A 25944-nucleotide genomic window follows, 5' to 3' on the forward strand; every position below is an offset into this window, starting at 1 on the left:
CGTTCAAGAAAAACCCGCCACGAGGGCGGGTTCGGTGCAGCTGCCAGCTAGCCCGCCAAATGAGGAATGGCGGTAATAATGCTCATGACGGGCAGCTGCGCGAATAGGTTCATGCCGGGGAACATACCCCGCCGCCGCGCGCATCGTCAACCGCCTGTCGGCGGCAGGGCACCTTGTTCATAAAGCGCTGGCCCAATGCCTGTAGCGATCATGAAAAGGAGACTGTTCATGAATACTTCCCACTGGGCCGCCCTGGCCTTGACCACCCTGCTCAGCACCGGCGCCCTGGCCGACGACAGCACCGGCCCCACCAACCCTGCCAACCCCAACGGCGCCATTGGCACCACGCCTGCGGAAATAGGTGTACCCAGCGGTACCGGCACGCGCATGCAGAACGGCAACACCGACGGCTCCGCCGGGCCCGACATGCCCAGCGGCAGCCAACCGATCAAGCCGGTGCAAGGCGGCAACCCGGAAGGCAGTTCCATGGGCAACAGCAATACCAAGCCCGATAGCCCTTCGAGTACCACCAGCAAGCCGTAACCCAGCAAACAGTGGAACAGTGCAGGCCGGCGGGTTAGATTCGGCATTCCCCTTCGGCCCGCACAGGATTGCTCCATGGACATGCCCATCCGCATATTGGGACGCGACACGTCGATCAACGTACGCAAGGTGCTGTGGACCTGCCACGAACTGGGCACCGGTTTCGTGCGCGAAGACTATGGCAACGGTTTTGCGTCGACCCACACCGCCACCTACCTGAACCTGAACCCTAACGGCCAGGTGCCGGTGCTGATTGACGATACCTTTGTGCTGTGGGAATCCAATACCATCTGTCGCTACCTGGCCAGCAAACACGCCGCCACCGGCCTGTTGCCCGCCCACCCTCGGGGCCGTGCCCAGGTGGAACAGTGGATGGACTGGCAGGCCACCGAGTTGAACCCGGCGTGGCGCTACCCGTTCATGGCGTTGATACGCCAGGACCCGGCCTGCCAAGACGCCGACACGCTGGCGGCGGGGGGCAAGGAGTGGAACCGAATGATGGGCATCCTCGACACCCGCCTGACGCACACCGGGGCTTTTGTCACCGGCGATGAGTTCACCCTGGCCGACGTGGTGCTGGGCCTGTCGGTGAACCGCTGGAAGATGACGCCCATCAGCCATGCCGACCTGCCGGCGGTAGAGGCCTATTACCAACGCCTTCAGCAACGCGAGGGCTTTACCCTATACGGCGCCAACGGCATGCCCTGACCCCTGCCCCCGATCACGGCTGCCGAAGGCTGCATCACGGCATACACGTTTTTCTTGGATTAAAGCGGGTCCAGGTTGATGGCGCTGCGCAGCTGACCGAACAGGGTGACCACCGAGCGCAAGGCGCGGCAGTCCGGGCGGGTCAGCAGCCACAGGGCGCTGTCGTGGCCGCCCAGGGGTTCGCCCAGCACGGTCAGGCCACCGATCAGAAATTGCGGGAGCACCGCCACGCCCATCCCTGCACGCACCATTTGTGCCACCGCCAGCATGGAGCTGGCACGGTACAGCGGCGTCACGCCGGGCAGGTGTTCGCGGCGCCAGGCCACGCCCGGGTGGTCGGGTATGAAGTCGTCGGCAGCTACCCAGGCCAGTTGTGCCAGGTCGCGGCTGGGCACACCGGCCAGGTAGGCAGGGCTGGCGCATACCCGGTAATGCACAATGCCCAGGCGGCTGCCAACCAGGTGTTCAGGGGGCGTCTGGGTCAGGCGCAAGGCAATGTCGGCATCACGACGGCTGAGGTTGGCGAAGTCATTGCTGGTGGTCAGTTCCAGGGCCAGCGCCGGGAAGCGCGGCATGAACATGGCTAGCGCAGGCAACAGCACATGCTGCAACACCGCATCGGTACAGGTCAGGCGCACCGTGCCACTCACTACTTCGCCACCCTGCTGCACACTGACCTGGGCCACCTGAAGGGCCTGTTCAGCCTGCTCGGCCTGAGCCGCCAGGCTCACCGCGATGGCCGTGGGCAAGTAGCCGCCGCGGCTTTTCTCGAACAGCGACTGGCCCAGCGCCGATTCCAGGCGGCGAATCGAACGGAACACCGTGGACACATCCACCGCCAGCAACTGCGACGCCCGCGCCAGCGTGCGCCCCCGCACCAGCGCGAGAATCAGGACAAGGTCTTGGTGATTGAGTCGATATTGCATGAATGCACGGATACTTTGCCGAAATGCCAATATTGATTGCGCCAGCGCCAGCTTATAGTGGCCATCATCCCGCCGACAAGGCTCATTGAAGGAACAGTCGCCATGTCTCGTTCACGCCCGCTGCACATTGCCCTGGTCGGCGATTTCGACGCCTCCATCACGGCTCATCGCGCTATCCAGGCAGCCCTGCCATTGGCCGGTCGCGCGCTGGGCCTGAGCGTTGAAGCCCGTTGCCTGGCCACCGAGCAGATCGACGCTCACGCCCTGGCCCAACCGTTCGATGCCATCTGGTGCATGCCCGGCAGCCCCTACCGTTCCATGGAAGGCGCCCTTGCGGCTATTCGTCATGCGCGCGAACAACGAATTCCATTCCTGGGCACCTGCGGCGGCTTCCAGCATGCCTTGCTCGAATATGCCCGCAACGTCATGGGTTGGGCTGACGCCGAGCACGGCGAAAATACACCCGATGCGGCGCAGGCCATTGTCAGCCCGCTGAGCTGTTCGCTGGTGGAAGTGCGTGGGGGCCTGCAACTGGTGCCCGGAAGCCTGATTGCCCAAGCTTACGAAACGCTGGACATCGAGGAGGCCTACCGGTGCAACTATGGCCTCAACCCAGCTTTCGCCGACGCCCTGCTGGCCGGTGCGCTGCGCTGCTGCGCACGGGATGCTGCGGGCGAGGTGCGTGCGGTTCAATTGGAAGGCCACCCGTTCTTCGTCGCCACCCTGTTCCAGCCCGAACGCGCGGCGCTGGAAGGTCGCGTGCCGCCCTTGCTGGCTGCCTTGCTGCACAGCGCCAGCCGGAGGGCCTGAACATGTTTGCCAACACCCCTGCCCCGCCCTACTACGCGGTCATTTTCACCTCGACCCGCACGGCCGTGGACGACGGCTACGGCCAGGCGGCACAACGCATGGTTGAACTGGCCGCCGAGCAACCAGGCTTCCTGGGCGTCGAGTCGGCCCGCGGCGAGGATGGCCTGGGCATCACGGTTTCGTACTGGAACAGCGAGGCGGCGATCCTGGCCTGGAAGCAACACGCCGAGCACACCGACGCCCGCAACAAGGGCCGGGCACAGTGGTACCGCCACTGCATCACCCGCGTTGCCCATGTGCAGCGCGCCTACGCGTTCAGCCCACCAGGGTAATTTTGTTCAATACCGGCCACGGCTCCGGCCCGTACCGTAAGCGCGAATCCACTCGCTTTCAGGTACGTCATGAGCCTTTCCCTGTCCATGGCCGCGTTCGCGCTGGCCTCCTCCATCAGCCCGGGCCCGGTCAACATCGTTGCCCTCAACGCCGGTGCCCGCCACGGGCTGCCTGCCAGCCTGTGGCACGTCACAGGTGCCACGGCAGGCTTCACCCTGCTGCTGGTGCTCACCGGTTTCGGCCTGCATGAACTGTTGGCCCTGTGGCCGGGCCTGACCCGGGCTATCCAGTGGGCGGGCGTGGCGTTCCTGTTGTACCTGGCCTGGCGATTGGCCCGGGACAACGGGGCGCTGGGCTCGGCGGCCGGCAGTCGCCCGCCGTCGCTGCTGGGCGGCGCCGCCATGCAGTGGCTGAACCCCAAGGCATGGCTGGCGTGCGTGGCCGGCATGGGTGCGTTTGCCGCCGACGGCGACAGCGCGCGCATCTGGCTGTTCGCGGTGATCTATTTCGTCGTGTGCTACCTGTCCATCGCCTGCTGGGCCTGGGCGGGCAGCCTGATCCGCGGGCACCTGGAACACCCGGCGCGGGTGCGCCTGTTCAACCGTGGGCTGGCGTTGCTGCTGGTGGGGTGCGCAGCTTACCTGGTGGCTGGCTGAGCACGGTAATGCCCAGGCGTGGCCGCCAGTTGGCGCTTGAACACCCGCTGCAAATGCGCCTGGTCGGCGAAACCGGCCGCCAGCGCCGCCTCGGCGATGTCATGGCCCTGACGCAGTTTTTCCCGGGCCGCTTGCAGGCGGCAGTCAATCAGAAAGGCGTGGGGGGTCATGCCATAGCGCTGCTTGAAGGCGCGAATCAGGTAGGACGAGGACAGCCCTGCCGCCGCGCAGATCTCGTCCAGCTTCAACGTGCGGGCGCACTCGGCACGGATAAAGTCCGCCGCCCGCACCACCGGTTCGGTCAGTGCCGGGGGCGCAGGCCGCGTGCCCACGGTCGTGAGCATCGCCGCACAGAAGGCGTTCGTTGACTGGGTTTTCTGCGCCACGCTCAGGTCATGGTCCACCAGCGTCTCGTACAGCTCGTTCAGGCCCTGAAACAGCAGTGAATCGGCGTTGTACTGTTGCGCCAGCGGCCACAGTCGGTGGCCGTCCCCGGTGCCTGTGCGCACTTGCAGCGCCGCCAGCCACTGCGCATCGATATACAGCATGCGGTAGGCCCAGGGCTGATCCTGGACCGGGTTGCAGGCGTGCACCTCGCCGGGGTTCATCAGCACCAGGTCGCCCTGGCGCACGGGACGCTGATGCACACCGTTGATGTAAGTGCTGTGCCCCCCGGTGATCGCGCCGATCGAGAAGGTGCTGTGCGAATGCAGCCCGTGGCTGATCGAACGACCGTCCAGCACGTTGCGCGCCTCAATGAATGGCAGCGCGGGGTCACGCCAGAACTGGGAGATGGGCAGGATCATGTAGGGGCCTGTCAGGGCATTACCGGTGGCACATACTGCAACGTAGTGCCCAGCGCCCACAACAGGAACAGCACCAAAGGCACGTGCACCAGCAACTGCACGAAGCTGAAACCGATCAGGTCGCGCGCCTTGAGCCCCAGCACACCCAGCAATGGCAGCATGTAGAACGGGTTGATCAGGTTGGGCAGCGCCTCGGCGGCGTTGTAGATCTGTACGGCCCAGCCCAGGTGGTATTCGAGGTCGTTGGCCACCTGCATCACGTAGGGTGCCTCGATCACCCACTTGCCGCCGCCGGACGGAATGAAGAAGCCCAGCACCGCCGAATACACGCCCATCAGCAGCGCGTAGGTGTCGTGGGAGGCTATCTGCACGAAGAACGTCGATATGTGCTGGGCCAGGGTCTGGCCCTCACCGCCTTTTACCGTGGTGAGGATGGCAGCGATGGAGCCGTACAACGGGAACTGGATCAGCACCCCGGTGGTGGTGGGCACCGCCCGCGCCACGGCGTCGAGAAAGCTGCGCGGCCGCCAGTGCAGCAGCGCACCGAGCATGATGAACAGGAAGTTGTAGGTGTTCAGCCCGGAAATGGCGGTGATGGCCGGCTTGGTCGAAAACTCGTGGTACAGCCAGCCAGCCGCCAGCAACACCAGCAACAGCGTCAGCAACGGGCTGTGCTCCAGCCATTCACCCGGGCGGGTGCGCGCGGCCCGGGGGGGCAGGTTGAAGCTGGGGTCAATGCCGCAGGCCTTGGCGTCACGGGCGCTGCCGGGGCCTGGCGCGGTGGCGTAGGCAATGACCAGCGACACCAGCACAAGCGCCGCCAGCATCAGCCCCGACTGCCAGAGGAAGATGGTCTGGGTGAACGCAATCACGCCGGTGATGGACAGGATCGACGGCGGCAGGCTGCCCGGGTTGGCCTGCAACTGCGCAGCCGATGAAGACAGGCCCAGCGCCCATACCGCCCCCAGCCCCAGGTAGGCCGCGGCGCCAGCGGCGCGGTAATCCATTTTCAGGTCGATGCGACGCGCCAGCGCGCGCACCAGCAGGCCGCCAAACACCAGCGACAGCCCCCAGTTGAGCAGCGACGCCAGCATGGAGATCAGCGCCACCCAGGCCACCGCCGAACGGCCGTTTTTCGGCAGGCGCGCCAGGCGGTCGATCAGCTTCACCGCCGGCGGCGAACTGGCGACCACGTAGCCGCCAATGACCACGAAGGCCATTTGCATGGTGAAGGGAATCAGGCTCCAGAAGCCGTCGCCGAACGCGGTGGCCGTGTCGGTGGGTTTGGCCCCCATGGCCATGGCGGCCACTGCCACGACAATCACCGCCACGGCGGCAAATACCCAGGAATCAGGGAACCAGCGCTCGGCCCAGGTGGAACAGCGCAAGGCGAACCGGGCGTAGCGGCTCTCTTCAAGGTGTGCGGGCATGCGGTATTACCTTTTTTATTGTCTTTATTTTTGGGATAACGCAAACGCTGACGGCCCGTTCGCGGGCACGGCCCGCTCCTAAGGGGATCGCATCAATCCTGTAGGGGCGGACCGTGCCCGCGAACGGGCCCGGAAGGCTTGCAGAAAACCTTAGAACGTCATTTCGATCACATCATCCGGCACGATCAGCTTGCCGGCGGTCTTGGCCACTATTTCCTCGACGCTGATGCCCGGCGCCCGCTCGCGCAAGATGAACGCGCCGTTATCGATTTCCAGGTAAGCCAAGTCAGTCAGCACCTTGCGAATGCACCCGGCGCCTGTCAGCGGCAAGCTGCACTGGGGCAGCAACTTCGACTCGCCGTCCTTCGACGCATGGGTCATGGTGACAATGATGTTGTCGGCACCGGCCACCAGGTCCATGGCGCCGCCCATGCCCTTTACCAGCTTGCCGGGGATCATCCACGAGGCAATGTTGCCCTGCACGTCCACCTCGAAGGCGCCCAGCACGGTGAGGTCGACGTGGCCGCCACGGATCATGGCGAAGGACTCGGCAGAGTTGAAGATGGAGGCGCCGGCGCGGGCGGTAACCGTCTGCTTGCCGGCGTTGATCATGTCGGCGTCGAGGGTGTCCTCGGTGGGAAACTCGCCCATGCCCAGCAGGCCGTTTTCCGACTGCAGCATCACGTCAATGTCGTCGGGGACATAGTTGGCCACCAGGGTCGGAATGCCGATCCCCAGGTTCACGTAGTAGCCATCCTTGAGTTCGCGGGCCACACGCTGGGCCATTTGTTCGCGGGTCAGTGCCATGTGCAAAACCTCTTGTTGTTCTGGGCCAGGCCTCAGGCCTTGACGGTGCGCTTTTCGATGCGCTTTTCAAAGGTGCCGAGAATCACCCGGTCCACGTAGATGCCGGGGGTGTGGACCTGGCTGGGCGGCAATTCGCCGGGGGCGACGATTTCTTCCACTTCCACCACGGTGATCTTGCCGGCGGCAGCGGCCAGCGGGTTGAAGTTCTGCGCGGTGTGGCGGTAGATGACGTTGCCGAAGTGGTCCGCCTTCCAGCCCTTGACGATGGCGAAGTCACCGGTGATGGCTTCTTCAAGGATGTACTTGCGGCCGTTGAATTCGCGCACTTCCTTGCCTTCGGCCACCGGCGTTCCGTAGCCGGTGGCGGTGTAGAAGGCCGGGATGCCGGCGCCACCGGCGCGCATTTTTTCCGCCAAGGTGCCTTGGGGGGTGAGTTCCACTTCCAGTTCGCCGTCCAGCAACTGGCGCTCGAACAAGGCGTTTTCACCCACGTAGGAGGCGATCATCTTGCGGATCTGCCGGTCTTCCAGCAGCACGCCCAGGCCAAAGCCGTCGACGCCGCAGTTGTTGGAGACCACGGTCAGCCCGCGCACGCCCATGCGCCTGATCTGCGCAATGAGGTTTTCCGGGATGCCGCACAGGCCAAAGCCCCCGGACAACACCGTCATGTTATCGGTAAGGCCTGCCAGGGCCTCTTCCCAGGTTGCCACTCGTTTGTCGAGTCCTGCCATGTCGATTCGCCTTTTTGTAGTTATCGGGCTAGTGCCAGCTTAGCCCAGTCGCGTGGTAGCCCCATCTTCTCGCCAACCGAGTTATTTGTTAATTTTGTTTTTCTGATGGATTGATTGAGTTTTCAAAACAATGAACATCAAGCAACTCCGCGCGTTCCTGGCCGTGGCCCAGGCCCTGAGCTTCGCCCAGGCAGGGGAACGCCTGCACCTGTCCCAGCCTGCGTTGAGCCTGACCATCAAGGCCCTGGAAGAGGACCTGGGCGGCCCGCTGCTGACCCGCACCACCCGCAGCGTGGCCCTTACCCCGGAAGGCGAAACGTTGCTGCCGCTGGCCCGCCAGTTACTGGCCGACTGGGACAACGCCGAGGAACTGCTGCGCCAGCACTTCACCCTGCAAACCGGCAAAGTCTCGATCGCTGCCATGCCCTCCTTCGCCGGCAACCTGCTGCCCGCGGCCCTGAAGACCTTTCGCGACCGCCACCCGCGGGTCAACGTGGCAGTGCATGACGTGATCAACGAACAGGTGCTGGAAATGGTCCGCCACCGGCGGGTGGAGCTGGGCATCGGTTTCGAACCTGAATCCACTCAATCCCTGGTGTTCACGCCGTTTTACCTGGACCGCTTTGTCGCCGTGGTGGCGGCCGACTCACCGCTGGCCCAGCGTGCGCACATCACCTGGAAGGAGCTGCTCAAGGAAGACTTCGTGACCCTGCAACGCCCCTCGGCGGTGCGGCTGATGCTGGAGCAGGACCTGGCCGCCGCCCATGGCAAGCTGTCGGTGGCCTTCGAGAGCCATCAGTTGAGCACCGTGGGGCGCATGGTAGCCAGCGGCCTGGGGGTCAGCGCGGTGCCGTCGCTGTGCATTGCCCAGATGGAAGAGCTGGGCGCCCGTTGTGTGGCCCTGGACGAGCCGCGCATCGAACGGCGCATCGGCCTGATGCGCCTGGCCGACCATAAGCTGTCGGCGGCGGCGCAGGCCTTGCAGGACGTGTTGATTCAGTCCTGTCGGCAGCCTGCCGCGTAACCTGGTAGCTGCCTGTAACCGCTGCCCAAAGCTACGCTGGCCCTGAGGTTCGCGGAAAATCTCCAGCAGTCAATCAGGCCAGCGCCGCCTGGCGGCAGCGGCTACAAGGGGTGCCGTATCGAACGGAGCATCATCCACCACGCTGTACAGGCGCGGCAGGTTCACCGGGTGATAATCGCCACTCTCCAGGCGCTGCACCACCGAGTGGTGCAGCAACGCCCCCTCGGCGATGTAGCGCGGGCGTGGTTCGCCGAACGGCGGCATGATGCCGATGGCGAACACACGCTTGTGCAGGGTGAAGCTCCAGGCCCGACGCGGCAGCCACTCGGCCAGTTTCCACGGCCAGGTCATGGAGTCGTGCAATTGCCCGGGACCGCCAGCGGCCAACAACTGCAACTCACGCTCGCAGCCCTGCTCGTCCAAGGCCAGGCCCAGCGCCCGGGCTTCACCCAGCATCCAGCGCAGCGCCAGTAGCGCCGGGCCCGATTCATCCAGCGAATAACCACCGCCCACATCGCTGTGCACACCGGCGAACCACACCTGGCGTACATCAGTGCCCTGCCCTTCACGTTTCTGCCACAGGTTGGGCCGGAAGAAACAGCGGCGCTCATCGATGGACAGCGCCTGGCGCACATTCTCCACCAGGGCGTTGCTGGCGGTGTACGGCAACACCAGCGGGTCGTAGATCCAGCCCACCGACTTGACTGTGTCGAACAAGCCCAGCAGATGCACCTTCACCGGGCGGCCAAAGGTGGCCTTGAAACTGTCCTGCAACTTGAACGCCGGCTGCCCCTGGGCGTTTCGCGCCTGCAGCATCGACCAGGCGTAATCGAATAGGTGGGCCTCATGGCCCGGCACCAGGCCAATGGCGTCGATCAACGCCGCCAGGGCACGCACGGCGTAGGCGCCGCGGGAAAACCCGAACAAGTAGATCTGGTCGCCGTCGCGGTAGTGCTTCGCCAGAAACCGGTAGGCGCCACCCACCGTCCTTTTCAAGCCCCAGCCCAATGCCAGGCCGCACAGGCGCGACGGCAGCTTTTGCCATTCGAACAGGGTTTCGCGCAAACCAAAGGTGCCCACGCCCTGATCGTAATAGGACAGCACCTGGGCCGGGTCCGCAGACACGCAGCGAATCAGGCGGATAATATTGGTGGGTTGAAGGCTGAAGCGATTGTTGGTGCCGTCCAGGCATACCACGAGCTGTCGACCCATGCCTTCTCCTTGTGTTGAATGTTGTGCCCCTTGCGCAGGTCAGACTATAAGCCATCCACCCTTGACGGAGTAGCCATGCGCCATCATCGACTTGCAGACACCCCCGTATCCATCATCGGCCAGGGCACCTGGCGCATGGGCGAAGACCCCAGCGCCCGGCGTGACGAGGTAGCCGCGCTGCAACTGGGCATCGAGCTGGGCATGAACCTGATCGACACTGCCGAAATGTACGGCGAAGGCGGCGCCGAACAGGTGGTGGGCCAGGCCATCGCCGGCCTGCGTGACCAGGTATTCCTGGTCAGCAAGGTATACCCGCACAACGCCAGCCGCAGCGGCGTGGCGGCCGCTTGCGAGCGCAGCCTGAAGCGCCTGGGCACCGAACATATCGACCTGTACCTGTTGCACTGGCGCGGGCAGTACCCCCTGGCCGAAACCGTCGAAGCCTTCGAGCGTTTGCGCGAGCAAGGCAAGATAGGCCGCTGGGGCGTGTCCAATTTCGATGTCGACGACCTGGAAGAACTGAACCACCCACGCTGCGCCACCAATCAGGTGCTGTACAACCCCGAGGCCCGCGGCATTGAATTCGACCTGCTGCCCTGGAGCCAGGCCCGTGGTTTGCCGACCATGGCCTACTGCCCGATCGCCCAGGGCGGCAAGCTGCTGCGCCATAGCGCCTTGCAGGCCATTGCCGACAAGCACGGCGTGACCTCGGCGCAGGCGTGCCTGGCCTGGGTACTGCGCCAGGACGGGGTCATCGCCATTCCCAAGGCCGTGCACCGCGACCACGTGCGTCAGAATGCCGCTGCCGCCACCCTGCAGCTGGACGAGGCAGACCTGGCGCAACTGGACCAGGCCTGCCCGCCACCACGGCGCAAGCAGCATCTTGCAATGGTTTGAGGGGTGCATTTCATCCCCCGCGTAGCCCTGGCTCCCTTTTCAAAGCCGGGCCCGCGGCGGATAATGCGCGCCCATTGCATCCAGTTTCCGGCTCTGCATGGGCACACGTTCGAGGAAATATGGTTTCTGTCACCGTCACCGCCAAACAGCTGGAAGTCACCCGCATCGTCGACGTGCTGTCGCGCGCCATCGCCCAGCAGCGCCTGCGCCCTGGCACGCGGTTGGTAGAAGCACAGATCGTCGACACCCTGCAGGCCAACCGCAACCATGTGCAGGTCGCCTTGCAACGGCTGGCCATGCAGCACATCGTCACCATCGAGACCAACCGCGGCGCCATCGTCTCCCAGCCCACGGCCCAGGAAGCACGCGACGTGTTCGGCGCCCGGCGGGCCATCGAGCGCGCGGTGGTCGAAGCCATCACCCCCGAAGCCCTGGCGGCCAATGCCCAGGTCATTGCCGAGCAAATGGACGCCGAGCGCCAGGCCTCGGCCAGCGGCGACCGGCGTGAAACGGTGCGGGTGCGCAGCGAATTCCACCTGATGCTGGCCGACCTGTGTGGCAATCGTTTGCTGCGTGAAATCCTCGGTAACCTGATCGTGCGCAGCTCGCTGATCGTCTCGCTGTATCAGCGCCTGGACACCCCCTCTTGCCGCTGCGACGACCACCAGGCCATCCTCGATGCCCTGCAGTCGGGCAGCAGCGAAAGCGCCATCCACGCCATGCTGCATCACCTGGTAGACCTGGAAGGCCAGCTCGACCTGCACGAGCAGAGCGCGCCCGAGGTGAATTTGCGCGAGGCGTTGGCTGATCTCTGATCGCCTGTTGCAACGGTCTTGATGGTGGGAAGCAACTGCCTTTGTGGGTGCGGGTTCTACCCGCGAAAACAGCACCGCGCGCTGCCTGATACACTGCAGAGCCCGTTCCCACAGAATACGGCTTGGGCTACAGGGCTTTGCCGAGCCGCGCGGCTTCGGTTTTCAAGCACTCGGTAAACGCCGCCACCAGCACCGACGCCGGCCGGTACTGCGGCTGGATCAGGCTGACACTGAACGGCGCCGCCACCGCCAGGGGCCGCAGCACCAGGCCGCGGGTGGATTCGTCCAGCGCGGTAAGCGGGTTGACGATGGCCACCCCCAGGCCCTGACGGACCATGGCGCACACCGAGGCGGCGGTGCTGGTCTCGATTACGGCCAGGCGCTGGACGTTGGCGCGGCGAAATTGCTCGTCGAGCATCTTGCGGTACAGGTCCAGGCCCGACAGGTTGATGAACGCCAGGCCGTCGAAATCCTCCAGCGCCAGGCGTGCCTTCGCCGCCAGCCGGTGGCCCGCCGGCAGCACCGCCACCATATCGGCGCAGAACAATTCGAACCCTTGGGTGCCCCGTGGCGGGTGGCGGCTTTCGATCAGACCCAGGTCGTAGCGCTGGCCGCTCAGGGACTCTTCCAGCGCGGGCGATTCCTGCGCCGTGATGCTCACTGCCACGCCCGGGAACTCGCGATTGAATGCCAGGCACGCTGCTGGCAGCAGCACTTGGGCGAACATCGGCAGGCAGGTGATGTTCAATTGGCCTTGGTCGAAGCGGCGGATGGACTCGGCCACGCTGGCAATCTGTTCCAGGCCCACATAGGCCCGCTGCACTTCCTCGAACAGCATCAGGCCCTGGGCCGTGGGCGTCAGGCGGCCACGCTCGCGCACGAACAGGGCCATGCCCAGCAGGCTTTCCAGCCGGGCCAGTTCACGGCTGACCGTGGGCTGGGAGCTGAACAGCAATTGCGCTGCACCGGTCACGCTGCCGGCGTTCATCACCGCGCGAAAGACTTCGATATGACGCAGGGAAATGTCCATGGGCTGCACTCGATTCAATCCACCAGTCCATATCAGAACTGAATCAACCATGAAAAAACAGATATTTTATTGAATAGCTTTAAATGCGCATCATGGTCGCCTATCCCCCGCCACGGCCACTCGACCATGTTCGATCGTTTCCTGCCCCTCGTTCAGCAACACGCCACGCCTTTCTGGACCTACGACGCAGCGATCATTCGCCAGCGCATCAGCCAGTTGCAGGGCTTTGACGTGATTCGCTTCGCCCAGAAAGCCTGTTCCAACGTGCACATCCTCACGCTGATGCGCGAACAGGGCGTACAGGTGGACGCGGTGTCGGTGGGCGAAATCGAGCGCGCACTGCTGGCCGGTTTCAGCCCCCAGGGCGAGCCAGCCGGCGTGGTGTTCACCTGTGACCTGCTGGACCGCCCTACCCTGGCGCGCATTATCGAACTGGACGTGGAAGTGAACTGCGGCTCCATCGACATGCTGCGCCAACTGGGCCAGCAGCACCCCGGCCACCGCGTATGGATTCGCCTGAACCCCGGCTTCGGTCACGGCCATAGCCAGAAGACCAACACCGGTGGCGAGAACAGCAAGCACGGCATCTGGCACAGCCAGTTGGACGAGGCGCTGGCCGTGGTGCGCCAGTACGACCTGCAACTGGTGGGCCTGCACATGCACATCGGCTCGGGCGTGGACTACGCCCACCTGGAAGAAGTGTGCACGGCCATGGCCGACGCCGTGATCGGCATGGGCCACGACCTGGAAGCCATTTCCGCCGGCGGCGGCCTGTCGGTGCCCTACAAAGATGACCAGCAGCCGGTGGACACCGAACGCTACGCGGCCATCTGGAACAGCGCCCGTCAGCGCGTGCAGGATCACTTGGGCCACCCGGTGCGCCTGGAAATCGAACCGGGGCGTTTCCTGGTGGCCGAGTCCGGCTGCCTGGTGACCGAAGTACGCGCGGTGAAGGACATGGGCAGCCAGCATTTCGTGCTGGTGGACGCCGGTTTCAACGACCTGATGCGCCCGTCCATGTACGGCAGCTACCACGGTTTCACCCTGCTGGACCACGACGGCCAGCCACGTACCGGTGAGCTGCAACCTAGCGTGGTGGCGGGCCCGCTGTGCGAATCCGGTGATGTGTTCACCCAGCACGAAGGCGGCCTGGTAGCCCCGCGCTTGTTGCCGAGCGCCCAAGTCGGCGACCTGCTGGTGATTCACACCACCGGTGCCTACGGTGCGTCGATGTCGTCGAACTACAACAGCCGGCCGCTGATTCCGGAAGTGCTGCTGGATGGCGACCAGGTCAAGCTGATCCGCCGCCGCCAGACCCTGCAAGAGCTCTTCGCCCTCGAACTCAACGCCTGATATCCAACGGTGGCAGCGGGCTCTGCCCGCGAAGCGAACAACGCGGTGCGTCTGTCATTACGCGGTGTGCTTTTCGCGGGCAGAGCCCGCTGCCATAGGCGAAAATGAAACTTCCATCATGATAGCCCGCTGCCTATTGTCCGTCGCCAACCCCACGCGTATGCTGCGCGCGTTTTCAATCACCGCGGAGACCCCACGTGGGCACTTGTTCGAGCGACAGTAGTCGGCCGGTCATCGATACCGGCATATTCTCGGCGAGATAACGCGCAGCTTTCCTGCCGTGCTCTCGCCCCGACGCGAGAGACGGCGATATTTCCCTTCTCTGATGACTCACCTGCCTTGGCCTGCACTGTTGCAGCTCAAGACAGCGCCCGTGCCTGCGCGATTGGTCTCCCCACTGCCAACTGGGGAAAGCAGCGCCATGAACTTCACCCTGCTAAAAGAATTCTTCGCGGGTTTCCTGCGTACCCGTCACATCGCCCGGCATTTCCGCCGCCTGGCCTTGTTCGAAAGCCTGAATGACAGCAATGTCAGCCGGGAAATACCGCCCACCCTGGCGCAAACCCTGGTGGCCGCCGCGGGCGGTGACAGCCAGGCCCTGCTGCAACGCCTGGACAGCCACACCGATGGCCTGCGCGAAGCCCAGGCCCAGGACATCTGCGCCCGCGTCGGCCTTAACGAAGTTGAACACGAGCAACCGCTACCCTGGTACGTGCACCTGTGGCAGTGCTACAAGAACCCCTTCAACCTGCTACTGACCCTGCTGGCGTTCGTCTCTTTCGTCACCGAAGACATGAAGGCCGCCCTGGTGATCGGCTCCATGGTGGTGCTGTCCACCCTGCTGCGATTCTGGCAGGAAGCACGCTCGAACAAGGCCGCCGACGCCCTGAAGGCCATGGTCAGCAACACCGCCACCGTGCGCCGCCGCAATGCCGACGGGCACCTGCGCGTGGAGTTGCCGATCAAGCACCTGGTGCCAGGCGACGTGGTAATTTTCAGCGCCGGCGACATGATCCCCGCCGACTGCCGCCTGCTCACCGCCAAGGACCTGTTCGTCAGCCAGGCAGCCATGACCGGCGAATCCATGCCGGTAGAGAAGTTCGTGCAGCTGCGCGACCCGTCCACGCGCAACCCGCTGGAGCTGGACAACATCCTGTTCATGGGCACCAACGTGGTGTCTGGCGCGGCCAGTGCGGTGGTGATCGCCACCGGTAACGGTACTTATTTCGGCGCCCTGGCCCAACGCGTCAGCGCCAGCGACCGGGCGCCCACGGCGTTCCAGACCGGCGTCAACAAAATCAGCTGGCTGCTGATCCGCTTTATGCTGGTGATGGCGCCACTGGTGCTGTTCATCAACGGGTTCACCAAGGGTGACTGGATGGAAGCGGTGTTGTTCGCCCTGTCCATCGCCGTGGGCCTGACCCCGGAAATGCTGCCGATGATTGTCACTTCCACCCTGGCAAAGGGGGCGGTGTTCCTGTCGCGCAAGAAGGTCATCGTCAAGCGCCTGGACGCCATCCAGAACTTCGGCGCCATGGACGTGCTGTGCACCGACAAGACCGGCACCCTGACCCAGGACAAGATCTTCCTTGCCCGCCACGTGGACGTGTGGGGCCAGGAGTCCGATGAAGTGCTGGAGATGGCCTACCTCAACAGCTACTACCAGACGGGCCTGAAAAACCTGCTGGACGTGGCCGTGCTGGAGCACGTGGACGTGCAGCGTGACCTGCAGGTAGCCACCGCGTTCCACAAGGTCGACGAGATTCCGTTCGACTTCAACCGCCGGCGCATGTCAGTGGTGGTGGCCGAGCATGACCAGCATCACGTGCTGATCTGCAAGGGCGCGGTGGAAGAGATTCTGTCGGTGTGCCATCAAGTGCGCCACGGCGACCAGGTGGAACCGCTGGACAACACCCTGCTTGCGCGCATCCGCCAGGTGACGGCCGAGCTCAACGCCGAAGGCCTGCGCGTGGTGGCCGTAGCTGCCAGCGAGCGCCCGCCCACCCAGGAAAACTATGGCATCAGTGATGAGCGCGAGCTGACCCTGATCGGCTATGTCGCCTTCCTCGACCCGCCCAAGGAAAGCACCGCGCCAGCCCTCAAGGCCCTGGCTGCCCATGGCGTGGCGGTGAAAGTGCTGACCGGCGACAACGAACTGGTCACCGCGAAGATTTGCCGTGAAGTGGGCCTGGCCCAGCAAGGCCTGCTGATGGGCAACGACCTCGAGGACATGACCGACGCCCAATTGGCCGTGGCCGTGGAAACCACCAATGTGTTCGCCAAGCTGACGCCTGCGCACAAGGAACGCATCGTGCGCCTGCTCAAGGCCAACGGCCACGTGGTCGGGTTCATGGGCGACGGCATCAACGATGCCCCAGCCCTGCGCACCGCCGACATCGGCATTTCGGTGGACAGCGCCGTGGACATCGCCAAGGAAGCGGCCGACATCATCCTGCTGGAAAAAAGCCTGATGGTGCTGGAGGAAGGCGTGCTGGAAGGCCGTCGCACCTTCGCCAACATGCTCAAGTACATCAAGATGACCGCCAGCTCCAACTTCGGCAATGTGTTCTCGGTGTTGGTGGCCAGTGCGTTCATCCCGTTCCTGCCCATGCTGCCGATGCACCTGCTGGTGCAGAACCTGCTGTACGACATTTCGCAGATCGCCGTGCCGTTCGACAACGTCGACGAAGAGATGCTGATGAAACCCCAGCGCTGGCAGCCGGCCGAGGTAGGACGCTTCATGCTGTTCTTCGGGCCGATCAGCTCGGTGTTCGACATCACCACCTTTGCGTTGATGTGGTACGTGTTCGGGGCCAATTCGCCTGAGCACCAGACCCTGTTCCAGTCCGGCTGGTTCATTGTCGGGCTGCTGACCCAGACCCTGGTGGTGCACATGATCCGCACCCCGAAAGTGCCATTCCTGCAAAGCCGCGCGGCCATGCCACTGATGGTGATGACCGGGGTGATCATGGCCATCGGCATCTTCCTGCCCATGGGCCCGTTGGCGCACTACTTCAAACTGCAGGCGCTGCCGCCGCTGTACTTTGCGTTTTTGCCGGTGATTCTGATCGCCTACGTGGCGCTGACCCAGGCCATGAAGCGCTTCTACATCCGCCGCTTCGGCTGGCAATAAGCTCCTTGTGGCCGCTGCCGCCAGGCAGCGGCAGGTGCTGGCTCAATTGCCCGAAAAGCGGTCACGGCTGTTGGTGAGGTGCAGCACCATGGCCGCCCGCGCAGCGTCCGGGTCCTGCTTGCGAATAGCATTGAAAATGGCCTCGTGCTCAAGGCTCGCCAGGTAGCCCAGGCGGGCGAAGTCGGCGTCGCCGCGCTCTTCGGCCTTGACCCGCGTACGGGGGATCATCGAGTCGCCGAGGTGCTGCATGATCTCGGTGAAGTACGTGTTGCCCGTGGCCTCGGCAATCAACTGGTGGAAGCGCTTGTCCTCTTCCACGCAGCTGTCGTTGCTGGCCAGGGACGCCTGGTAATCATCCAGCGCGTGGCGCATGCGTTGCAGTTGATCGTCACTGCGGCGCAGCGCTGCCAGGGCCACGGCCTGCACTTCCAGGCCCAGGCGCAACTCGAGAATGCCGCGCACGCTGGCAGCGGTGTCCAGGGTCAGGCGCAAGCCCAGTTGCGATTCGCGCTCCAGCACGAAGGTGCCGATGCCATGACGGGTTTCCACCAGCCCCGAGGCTTGCAGTTTAGAAATGGCCTCGCGCACCACCGTGCGGCTGACCCCATGCTCACGCACGATGGTCGGTTCGGACGGCAGCTTGTCGCCGGGGCGAAACTGCCCCAGCAGAATCTGCTGGCGCAGCGTTTCCACCAGCTCATGGGCCAGGCTGGTGGCGCGCTTGCGGGTGGGTGCATGGTGTTCGTCGTGCATGCCAACAGGTTCCGCTGAAGGAGATTATCGCCCAGCTTACCACCAAGCCCCCCACATCACCTCGCCCCTCCCGTAGCTGCCGCCAGGCTGCGAAGGCGCGCACAGCGGGCCCGCGATCGATATGGCACCGCCGAAGACGCTGCAGACCTTTCCCAGCCTGACGGTGTCCAAGGGCTCAGTGGATAAGGCTTGCATAACCCAGGCCCATCAACCCCCACCCCACCAGCGGGTGGAACACCACCCGCCACGCCCACGCCTGCGGGTCGAACCCCACGCCATGCACGTAACCGGCCGCAATGCCCCACATGATCATCACCAGCACGCCATGGCTGTACTGCCCGCGACCGTCGAGCAGCAGCACCGGGTGCACCAGCAAAATCAGGCTCAGCGGCATCACCATCAGTAACGACAACCCGCGGCTGAGGGGCCGGCGCAGCAGGCCCAGGGCTTCAGCGTGCATCGGCGCCGTCCTCGTCCAGCACGCCGCTGGCCTCCAGCCACAGGGCGTTGATGATGCCGAAGCCACAGGCCAGCAACACACCCAGAATCCAGGCGAAATACCACATGTGCGTCACTCCTCAATAAAGACCATGGGGGTTGCTGTCGATGTGCGCGGTGGTGACCTTGCCCCACATCTTGGCGTAGCACCACAATGTGTAGCAGAGGATCAACGGCACAAAAATCGCCGCCGCCGCCAGCATGATCATCAGCGTGGTATGGCTGGACACCGCGTCCCACACGGTCAGGCTCGACGCCGGGTCCAGGCTGGACGGCATGACGAAGGGGAACAACGCAAAACCGGCGGTGCACAGGGTGCCGACAATCGCCAGGCTGCTGCCCAGGAAGGCCAGCCTGGCTTTGTGACCCAAGGCGGCCAGCAGCGCCAGCAGGCCGCCAAACACGCCCAGCAACGGCGCGATGGCGCTGAGCGGGTGCTGCACGTAATTGCCCATCCAGCCCGGGTTGCCTGCCACCACCGTCTTGGCCAGCGGGTTGAGCGCAGCGTTAGTGTCCACCGCCGAACTGATCACCAGCCCGTGGATGTTGCCCAACGCCAGCCACACACCGGCGGCCAGGAACGCCAGCAGGTAGACGAAGGCCAGCACCTGCGACGCCAGACTTGCGCGCCGGGCCATGGCGCCTTCGGTGCGCATCATCAACCAGGTGCCGCCATGCAGGGTCAGCATGCTCAGGCTGACCACCCCGGCCAGCAGGCCGAAGGGGCTGAGCAGTTGCCAGAACGAGCCGTGGTAACTGCTGCGCAGGCTGTCATCGAACTGGAACGGCAAGCCCAGCAGCAGGTTGCCGAAGGCCACGCCAAACACCAGCGACGGCACCAGCGCACCCACGAACAGCGCCCAGTCCCAACTCTGCCGCCAGCGGGTGTTGTCCAGTTTGCTGCGGTAGTCGAAGCCAACCGGGCGCACGAACAGCGCGAACAACACCAGCAGCAACGCCCAGTACAACCCCGAGAACGCCGCCGAGTACACCAGCGGCCAGGCGGCGAACAGGGCGCCACCGGCGGTGATCAGCCACACCTGGTTGCCGTCCCAATGCGGCGCGATGGTATTGATCACCACCCGCCGCTCATTGTCGGTACGGCCCACGAACGGCATCAGTGCGGCGGCGCCCAGGTCGAAGCCGTCAGTCAGGGCAAAGGCAATTAGCAGCACCCCCACTAACACCCACCAGATCAGCTTGAGGTTTTCATAATCGAACATCAGTGGGCTCCTTGCAGCACAGGCGAAGAGGCAACGGCAGGGTCGCGCTCGAAGTGATAGCGGCCGGTGTGCAGGCTGCTGGGGCCCAGGCGGGCAAACTTGATCATCAGGTACATCTCGATCACCAGCAGCACGCTGTAGAACGCCACCAGCGCCAGCAGCGAAGCCCAGACATCCGCCGACGACAGGCTCGACGCCGATAGATGCACCGGCAGCACCTCACCGATGGACCAGGGCTGGCGACCATGCTCGGCCACGTACCAGCCGGTCTGGGTGGCCACCCACGGCAACGGCAGGCTCAACAGCGCCCAGCGCAGCAGCCAGCGCTTGTCGGTTTCACTCTTGCGAGCGGAGGCCCAGAAGGCGCACACCAACAGCGCCAACATCAGCAAGCCACTGACCACCATCAGCCGGAAGGTCCAGAAAATCGAGGCTACGCCGGGTATCGAGTCCAGCGCCGCCTGCTTGACCTGTGCGTCGCTGGCGTCCACCACCTTCTCGGTGTATTTCTTCAGCAGCAAGCCATAGCCCAGGTCTTTCTTCACGGCGTTGAAATCGCTGACCGTCTGCGCGCTGTGATCTCCACCGCGCAAACGGCCAAGCAGCTCGTAAGCCAGCATGCCATTGCGGATACGCGCCTGGTGTTCGGTGACCAAATCCTTGATGCCGGTGACCTGGGTGTCCACCGAGCGCGTGGCGATGATGCCCATCACGTAGGGGATCTTCACCGCATAGTCGGTGCGCTGCTCCGCCTGGTTGGGCAGGCCGAACAGGGTGAACGCCGCCGGTGCCGGCTCGGTGTCCCACTCGGCTTCGATGGCCGCCAGCTTGGTCTTCTGCACATCACCGATCTCGTAGCCAGACTCGTCGCCCAGCACGATCACCGACAGAATCGACGCCAGGCCGAAGGCTGCCGCAATAGCGAACGAACGCCGGGCAAAGCCGACGTCGCGGCCCTTGAGCAGGTACCAGCTGGAAATGGCCAGCACGAAAATCGCCCCGGTCACATAGCCCGAGGCCACGGTATGCACGAACTTGACCTGGGCCACGGGGTTGAGCAGCAACTGGCTGAAGCTGGTCAGCTCCATGCGCATGGTGGTGAAGTTGAACTCGGCACCCACCGGGTTCTGCATCCAGCCGTTGGCGATCAGAATCCACAGCGCCGAAAGGTTCGAACCCAAGGCCACCAACCAGGTCACGCCCAGATGCTGAACCCGCGACAGGCGCTCCCAGCCAAAGAAGAACAGGCCGATGAAGGTCGATTCAAGGAAGAACGCCATCATGCCTTCAATGGCCAGCGGCGCACCGAAAATGTCACCCACGTAGTGGCTGTAATAGGACCAGTTGGTGCCGAACTGAAACTCCATGGTGAGCCCGGTGGTAACCCCCAGGGCGAAGTTGATGCCGAACAGCTTGCCCCAGAAACGGGTCATGTCCTTGTACACCTGCTTGCCCGTCATCACGTAGACGGACTCCATGATGGCCAGCAGGAAGGTCATGCCCAGGGTCAGTGGAATGAACAGGAAGTGATACAGCGCGGTCATTGCGAACTGCAGCCGGGATAGGTCGACGACTGATTCGGAAATCATTTCGGACTCTTCTGAAGGGAGGCGGAGGGGGTGCCGAACAAGTGTCGGCTGATAGTCGTGGCGTCGTCCGTGACGCCTGCCGCCGGCCCGAACCAGACCAGGCGGATCCCCACCAATAGCACCAGCTTGAGCACCAGGACCACGGCGATATCCTTGGCCAGAGGCTTTTTCAGAAAGTCGAAATGAGCGGACATGGCGGCTACTCGGTGGAGGTGCGCCATTCTTGTCGGGGGCCTGCGGGGACTTGTTGACCCAGATCAATTTCAAATAGCCATCACTGTGTGGCAAAGCGCCACAGCACGGCTATCCAAGTAATACTGCTGCAAGCGCTGGGCATCTCGCGGCCTGCTCGAGGTCCGCCAGAATCTGCGTCGCCAGGCCGCGACAGCGCGGCGGCTCCGCCACCCACAGGTCATTGACGAACAAACGTCAACACTCGGTGCGGCCGGTGGCACCGGCTACCCACTCGTCACCGTCGTGAACCAGGCAGGCAACAGGCAGCGTGGGCGACGCGGTATGTCAGGAAATTATGCATCGCCAATGACACGGCCTATGTTCGCTGCTACGCACGCCGCGCTCAATCCTCGTCCCCCTTCTGGGATGCCCCCCGCTCATCCTCAACCACGTAGCCGGTATCAATACTCACCACCACCGACATCCCCGGCCGCAGGCGTTGGGCTTGCGGCTGATCCTTGTCCACGGTGATGCGCACCGGGATGCGCTGGGCGATCTTGACGAAGTTGCCGGTGGCGTTGTCGGCCTGCAGCAGGCTGAACTCCGAGCCGGTGGCCGGCGAGATGCGTTGCACGTGGCCGCGCAGGCGCAGGTGGTTGAGGGCGTCGACGGTGAAGGTGGCGGGCTGGCCCACGCGCACGTTGGCCATCTGCGTTTCCTTCATATTGGCGATGAGCCACAGGGTGTCGGGCACCAGCGCCATCAGCTGCGCGCCGGAGTTGACGTAGGCGCCCAGGCGCACGCTGATCTGCCCCAGCTGGCCGTCACGGGGGGCGGTGATGCGGGTGTTGGAATAGTCGATGCGGGCCAGCTCGACGGCGGCTTCGTCATTACTGACGGCGGCCTCCAGGGACGCACGGTTGACGATGACGGTCTGCAGGTCCTGTTTCGAGATTTCCAGCGCGGCCTTGGCCTGGGCCAGGCTGGCGATGGCCGCGGCGTTGGCGGCGCGGGCCACGTCCAGTTGGCTTTTGGACACTGAGCCGTCGCTGATCAGCTCCTGGTTGCGGCGCAGGTCGGCGGCGCTTTTCTGTGCCTGGGCGTCGCTGTCGCCGATGGCGGCCTGGCGCTGGGCGATGGTGGCTTCGGCGCTGCGCCGCTGTTGCAGGTTGTTGGCCAGGCTGGCCTTGGCCTGATCCAACTGGGCCAGGGACTGGTCGACTTTCTGTTTGTAGATGCGGTCGTCCAGGCGCACCAGCAGGTCGCCGGCCTTTACGAACTGGAAGTCCTGCACCGGCACTTCGAACACGTAGCCGCTCAGCTGCGGGCCAATGATGGTGGTCTGGCCGCGCACCAAGGCGTCCTCAGTGCTTTCGACCTTGCTGCTGAAGGGCGGCAACTCCCAGGCGTACAGCACAATCAGCACGCCGACGACGGCGATGCTGGCGAACATCAGTGAGGAAATAACCCTCACCCGCAATGAACGTGGCGCCGTGGCGGCAGGCGCGACGCCTTCGGGGGTGGAGGCAATGGCGTTGGTGGTCGTGGTGGTGGGTTCGGTCATGAAGAGGAAACGCCGCTGGCAGGCACAGAAGGCGGTGGTGGCGCCGCCTGGGTGGTGGTGAGCAGCCACAGGCTGCGGATGAATATCCAGGTCATGGTCAATACCGCGACCACGCTGATGAACATGAACACATCGTTGTAGGCCAGTATGTTGGCTTCGCGCGTGGCCACGGTGGACAGCGCGCGATAGCCCAGGCTGGTGCGCAGCGAGGGGTCGGCCACGGTCGAAGCATAGCTGGCGGCGCTGCTCTGCACGCGGGCTACCACGCGGGGGTCGAGCAGGGTCAACTGCTCGACGATGACGCTGGAGTGGAATTTTTCCCGCACAATCTGATAGGTGCCCAGCAAGGCCGCGCCGATCAGGCTGCCCAGGTTATTGCAGATACCGAAGAGCACCGAGAAACTGATCAGGTTGCGCGGGTTGGTGACCACGTTGCGGGTGCCCAGGGCCATGGTGGGGCCGACGAAAAAGGCACCGCCGAAGGCCAGCAGAAACTGACTGAAATACATGTTCCAGGGGCGCGTAAGGTTATTGGAAAACGAGTCCATGTAGGAACCCGTGGCCATCAGCGCCAGGGACACGATCAGCGGCATGAACAGGTGTTCCGGGCGAATGGTCCACGCGCTGACCGCCAGGCCCGCAACGGCCCCCGCCAGCATCACGAAGTACAGGCTGCGCATCTGTTCCTGGCTCATGTTCAGGGCTTGCAGGAAGCCTACCGCCCCGGTGGACTGCTCCGAGGTGACCATGCGGATGAGGATCACGCTCAAGGCCAGGCGAATGGCCACGCCGCTGCCCAGCCAGCGAGTCATCAGCATCGGGTTGCTGCGGTTGTGCTCGATGGCCAGGCCCAGCATGATCAAGGCGATGGCCGCGGCCAGCGCCACGCCGATCCACGGCGCCGACAGCCACCAGTCGATGCGCCCCAGGGACAGCACCGCGCACAGCAGCGCAAAGCCGCCGGCAAGGATGGCGAAGGTGAGGAAGTCCAGCGGCTCGAACGTCTTGAAACGGTCACCGGGCGGCAACTTGAGCATGAACACGCAGCCCAGCGCCGTCAGTGCCAGGCCCAGTTCGAACAGGTACAGCCCGCGCCACTCGGCAATTTGCAGCAGGTCTTCGGAAAACACCCGCGCCAGTGGCAGCGCCAGTTGCGAGGTGCCCAGGCCCAGCACCAACGCTTTCAGCCGCCACTTGGCCGGGAACGCCTGGATCATGTAGTACAACCCCAGTGAACTCAGCGCTGCCCCTACCATGCCGTGGGCCGCCCGCACGGCGACGGCCGAGTTGAGGTCGTTGACGAACAGGTGGGCGAAGGTCACCAGCGCATACAGCACCAGGAACACTTCGGTGAAGGCGCGCAGGCCAAACTGTTGGCGAAATTTCACCAGCACCAGGTTCATGGAAATGTTGGTCATGACGTAGGCGGCAGGCAGCCACGCCATTTCCGCCTGGGTGGCGCCCAGCGCGCCCTGCAGAAACTGCAGGTTGGCGGTGACCAGTGCATTGCCCAGGCCACCGGTGATCGCCACCAACAGCCCGACCACGGCGAACGCCAGGCGCTTGGCATTGGAATGCAAGGGCGTCGAGGGCGAACCGGGCAGGCTCGGCTTCTCGTGGGGCAGCCATTGGTGGGGGGTGTACTGGTCCATTGGCACCTGTTGGAGTCAGAAAAACGTTGACCCTATGAGGGTACCAGTAAATCTGACTGCAACGGCTTGCGCCAGTTCGCGAATGTCGCCTTCGGCCGCCCCGCAGCCTCTGTAGCCGCTGCCGAAGGCTGCGCTGGCCGGCTGTGCACTGTAGATACTCGGCGAGGCACAGGGCCAGCGCAGCCTGGCGGCAGCGGCAATTACACGGCGTCAGCGGTTCATCCGATGCAGACCTTGCCGTCGAACAACAGCCGCGCGGTGCGCACCAGGCCGCAGCTGACGACCTTGCCGTTGTCGTTGTGCACGGCCACGGTGAATTCGCCCGTGGGGTGCTCCACGGCCAGGCGCTTGTGGGCGCCTTCAGGCACCACGCCAAGGTCGCTGGCCACCGAGCCGGGATAGAGGCACGCCGTGGCCACGCTGACCGCGCCGAACACGCCGATGGAGGCGTGGCATTTGTGCGGGATAAAGCTGCGACTGCTGATGGCCCCACCCTGTTGCGGCGCGGCCACCAGGCACATTTTCGGCACCGTGCGGGCACTGACGTCGCCCAGGTTCATGGCCGGCCCCGCTTGCAGGCGGATCGACTCCAGGCGCGCCTTGAGTTCCCCATCGGCGTCCAGGTCGGCGCGGCTTTCATAACCCGTGCGGCCCAGGTCGGCGGCGCGGATCAGCACCACCGGCATGCCGTTGTCGATGCAGGTCACGGCCACGCCATCGTATTCATCGACGACGTTGCCCGTGGGAAACAACGCCCCGCAGCTGGACCCGGCGATGTCATCGAACTCGATGACCACCGCCGCCGAACTGCCCGGCACGCCGTCGATGCAAGTGTCGCCAGTGTAGGCCACTTCCCCGCCTGGGGTCTGTACCTGGGCGGTGGCGGTCTGGCCGGTGTTTTCCATGTAGATGCGCACGGCGGTGAGGTCACCGGTAGCCTGTATCAGCCCTCGCTCCAGGGCAAAGGGACCGACCCCGGCGAGGATGTTGCCGCAATTCTGGCCGAAATCCACCCGCGGCTCATCCACCACCACCTGGGCAAACAGGTAGTCTACGTCCACGCCGGGTCGCGTCGACGGCTTGATGATCGCCACCTTGCTGGTCAGTGAATCGCCGCCGCCAATGCCGTCGATCTGCCGGGCATCGGGCGAGCCCATGGCCGCCAGCAACAGGCGGTCGCGGGCTTCGGGGTCGGCAGGCAGGTCGCTGGCCAGGAAGTAGGCTCCCTTGGAGGTGCCGCCACGCATCATCAGGCAGGGAATACGCCGCTGGGCCAT

Annotated in this window: 26 protein-coding genes; 10 read left to right on the top strand and 16 right to left on the bottom strand. The window is 64.3% G+C overall.

Annotated elements, in window-relative coordinates:
* The first annotated feature begins 228 nt into the window (after nt 1–228).
* Complete coding sequence (locus PMM47T1_RS23340; RefSeq protein WP_008373722.1) at nt 229–543, top strand: hypothetical protein; 315 nt, start codon at nt 229–231, stop codon at nt 541–543.
* A gap of 75 nt (nt 544–618) precedes the next feature.
* On the top strand, nt 619–1251 hold the full coding sequence (locus tag PMM47T1_RS23345) for a glutathione S-transferase family protein (RefSeq protein WP_008373723.1): 633 nt from the start codon (nt 619–621) through the stop codon (nt 1249–1251).
* A 59-nt stretch (nt 1252–1310) separates the two neighbouring features.
* On the opposite strand, the gene PMM47T1_RS23350 is transcribed toward PMM47T1_RS23345, so the two are convergent.
* Nucleotides 1311–2177, bottom strand: a complete 867-nt coding sequence (locus PMM47T1_RS23350) for a LysR family transcriptional regulator (protein ID WP_008373724.1) — start codon at nt 2175–2177, stop codon at nt 1311–1313.
* A 102-nt stretch (nt 2178–2279) separates the two neighbouring features.
* On the opposite strand from PMM47T1_RS23350, the gene PMM47T1_RS23355 reads away from it, so the two are divergent.
* The 3 genes from PMM47T1_RS23355 (at nt 2280) to PMM47T1_RS23365 (ending at nt 3976) form a co-directional block, all read left to right on the top strand.
* Nucleotides 2280–2987: a CTP synthase C-terminal region-related (seleno)protein gene (locus PMM47T1_RS23355; RefSeq protein WP_008373725.1), complete on the top strand. Its 708-nt coding sequence runs from the start codon at nt 2280–2282 to the stop codon at nt 2985–2987.
* A 2-nt stretch (nt 2988–2989) separates the two neighbouring features.
* The gene (locus PMM47T1_RS23360) at nt 2990–3319 is read left to right on the top strand and encodes an antibiotic biosynthesis monooxygenase family protein (RefSeq protein WP_008373726.1); all 330 of its coding nucleotides are present in this window, start codon (nt 2990–2992) and stop codon (nt 3317–3319) included.
* Nucleotides 3320–3388: 69 nt separating this feature from the next.
* The gene (locus tag PMM47T1_RS23365) at nt 3389–3976 is read left to right on the top strand and encodes a LysE family translocator (protein ID WP_008373727.1); all 588 of its coding nucleotides are present in this window, start codon (nt 3389–3391) and stop codon (nt 3974–3976) included.
* On the opposite strand, the gene PMM47T1_RS23370 is transcribed toward PMM47T1_RS23365, so the two are convergent.
* The 4 genes from PMM47T1_RS23370 to PMM47T1_RS23385 all read right to left on the bottom strand — a co-directional run bounded on the left by PMM47T1_RS23370 (nt 3958) and on the right by PMM47T1_RS23385 (nt 7750).
* Nucleotides 3958–4782 carry an AraC family transcriptional regulator gene (locus tag PMM47T1_RS23370; RefSeq protein WP_008373728.1) on the bottom strand — a complete coding sequence of 275 codons (825 nt, stop codon included), beginning with the start codon at nt 4780–4782 and terminating at the stop codon, nt 3958–3960. The genes PMM47T1_RS23365 and PMM47T1_RS23370 overlap by 19 nt on opposite strands.
* An 11-nt stretch (nt 4783–4793) precedes the next feature.
* Nucleotides 4794–6212 carry a short-chain fatty acid transporter gene (locus tag PMM47T1_RS23375; protein ID WP_008373729.1) on the bottom strand — a complete coding sequence of 473 codons (1419 nt, stop codon included), beginning with the start codon at nt 6210–6212 and terminating at the stop codon, nt 4794–4796.
* A gap of 150 nt (nt 6213–6362) precedes the next feature.
* Nucleotides 6363–7019 (bottom strand): CoA transferase subunit B, encoded by a 657-nt coding sequence (locus PMM47T1_RS23380; RefSeq protein ID WP_008373730.1) that lies wholly within the window; start codon nt 7017–7019, stop codon nt 6363–6365.
* A 32-nt stretch (nt 7020–7051) separates the two neighbouring features.
* Entirely contained in the window at nt 7052–7750 is a 699-nt protein-coding gene (locus tag PMM47T1_RS23385) for a CoA transferase subunit A (protein WP_008373731.1), read from the bottom strand.
* A 130-nt stretch (nt 7751–7880) separates the two neighbouring features.
* Here PMM47T1_RS23385 and PMM47T1_RS23390 point away from each other — a divergent pair, with 130 nt between their 5' ends.
* Nucleotides 7881–8774 carry a LysR family transcriptional regulator gene (locus PMM47T1_RS23390; protein WP_008373732.1) on the top strand — a complete coding sequence of 298 codons (894 nt, stop codon included), beginning with the start codon at nt 7881–7883 and terminating at the stop codon, nt 8772–8774.
* A 69-nt stretch (nt 8775–8843) separates the two neighbouring features.
* On the opposite strand, the gene PMM47T1_RS23395 is transcribed toward PMM47T1_RS23390, so the two are convergent.
* The gene (locus tag PMM47T1_RS23395) at nt 8844–9986 is read right to left on the bottom strand and encodes a DUF2235 domain-containing protein (RefSeq protein ID WP_008373733.1); all 1143 of its coding nucleotides are present in this window, start codon (nt 9984–9986) and stop codon (nt 8844–8846) included.
* 75 nt (nt 9987–10061) lie between these two features.
* Between PMM47T1_RS23395 and PMM47T1_RS23400 the strand changes: the two genes are divergently transcribed.
* Entirely contained in the window at nt 10062–10883 is an 822-nt protein-coding gene (locus PMM47T1_RS23400) for an aldo/keto reductase (RefSeq protein ID WP_008373734.1), read from the top strand.
* Between the two features lie 119 nt (nt 10884–11002).
* On the top strand, nt 11003–11698 hold the full coding sequence (locus PMM47T1_RS23405; protein ID WP_008373735.1) for a GntR family transcriptional regulator: 696 nt from the start codon (nt 11003–11005) through the stop codon (nt 11696–11698).
* A gap of 127 nt (nt 11699–11825) precedes the next feature.
* Here PMM47T1_RS23405 and PMM47T1_RS23410 read toward each other — a convergent pair whose 3' ends face one another.
* Nucleotides 11826–12728, bottom strand: a complete 903-nt coding sequence (locus PMM47T1_RS23410; protein ID WP_008373736.1) for a LysR family transcriptional regulator — start codon at nt 12726–12728, stop codon at nt 11826–11828.
* Nucleotides 12729–12854: 126 nt separating this feature from the next.
* Between PMM47T1_RS23410 and lysA the strand changes: the two genes are divergently transcribed.
* Nucleotides 12855–14081, top strand: coding sequence for a diaminopimelate decarboxylase (gene lysA, locus PMM47T1_RS23415; RefSeq protein WP_008373737.1), 1227 nt, complete (start codon nt 12855–12857; stop codon nt 14079–14081).
* A 421-nt stretch (nt 14082–14502) separates the two neighbouring features.
* Complete coding sequence (gene mgtA / locus PMM47T1_RS23420) at nt 14503–17214, top strand: magnesium-translocating P-type ATPase (protein WP_008373739.1); 2712 nt, start codon at nt 14503–14505, stop codon at nt 17212–17214.
* 42 nt (nt 17215–17256) lie between these two features.
* Here mgtA and PMM47T1_RS23425 read toward each other — a convergent pair whose 3' ends face one another.
* The 9 genes from PMM47T1_RS23425 to PMM47T1_RS23465 all read right to left on the bottom strand — a co-directional run bounded on the left by PMM47T1_RS23425 (nt 17257) and on the right by PMM47T1_RS23465 (nt 25944).
* Complete coding sequence (locus PMM47T1_RS23425; RefSeq protein WP_008373742.1) at nt 17257–17967, bottom strand: FadR/GntR family transcriptional regulator; 711 nt, start codon at nt 17965–17967, stop codon at nt 17257–17259.
* A gap of 175 nt (nt 17968–18142) precedes the next feature.
* The gene (locus PMM47T1_RS23430) at nt 18143–18427 is read right to left on the bottom strand and encodes a cyd operon YbgE family protein (RefSeq protein WP_008373743.1); all 285 of its coding nucleotides are present in this window, start codon (nt 18425–18427) and stop codon (nt 18143–18145) included.
* Nucleotides 18417–18533, bottom strand: coding sequence for a cytochrome bd-I oxidase subunit CydX (gene cydX, locus PMM47T1_RS29275; RefSeq protein ID WP_008373744.1), 117 nt, complete (start codon nt 18531–18533; stop codon nt 18417–18419). Before cydX ends, PMM47T1_RS23430 begins: the two co-directional genes overlap by 11 nt.
* Nucleotides 18534–18545: 12 nt before the next feature.
* Entirely contained in the window at nt 18546–19688 is a 1143-nt protein-coding gene (gene cydB / locus PMM47T1_RS23440) for a cytochrome d ubiquinol oxidase subunit II (protein WP_008373747.1), read from the bottom strand.
* Nucleotides 19688–21277, bottom strand: a complete 1590-nt coding sequence (locus PMM47T1_RS23445; protein ID WP_008373749.1) for a cytochrome ubiquinol oxidase subunit I — start codon at nt 21275–21277, stop codon at nt 19688–19690. The genes cydB and PMM47T1_RS23445 overlap by 1 nt, the downstream gene beginning before the upstream one ends.
* On the bottom strand, nt 21274–21471 hold the full coding sequence (gene cydP, locus PMM47T1_RS23450; protein WP_043301459.1) for a cytochrome oxidase putative small subunit CydP: 198 nt from the start codon (nt 21469–21471) through the stop codon (nt 21274–21276). The genes PMM47T1_RS23445 and cydP overlap by 4 nt, the downstream gene beginning before the upstream one ends.
* A 383-nt stretch (nt 21472–21854) precedes the next feature.
* On the bottom strand, nt 21855–23015 hold the full coding sequence (locus PMM47T1_RS23455) for an HlyD family secretion protein (protein ID WP_008373753.1): 1161 nt from the start codon (nt 23013–23015) through the stop codon (nt 21855–21857).
* On the bottom strand, nt 23012–24667 hold the full coding sequence (locus PMM47T1_RS23460) for an MFS transporter (protein WP_008373755.1): 1656 nt from the start codon (nt 24665–24667) through the stop codon (nt 23012–23014). The genes PMM47T1_RS23455 and PMM47T1_RS23460 overlap by 4 nt, the downstream gene beginning before the upstream one ends.
* Before the next feature lie 218 nt (nt 24668–24885).
* Nucleotides 24886–25944 (bottom strand): 4-oxalomesaconate tautomerase, encoded by a 1059-nt coding sequence (locus PMM47T1_RS23465; RefSeq protein WP_008373757.1) that lies wholly within the window; start codon nt 25942–25944, stop codon nt 24886–24888.

The organism is Pseudomonas sp. M47T1 (assembly GCF_000263855.1).
Classification (GTDB): Bacteria; Pseudomonadota; Gammaproteobacteria; order Pseudomonadales; family Pseudomonadaceae; genus Aquipseudomonas.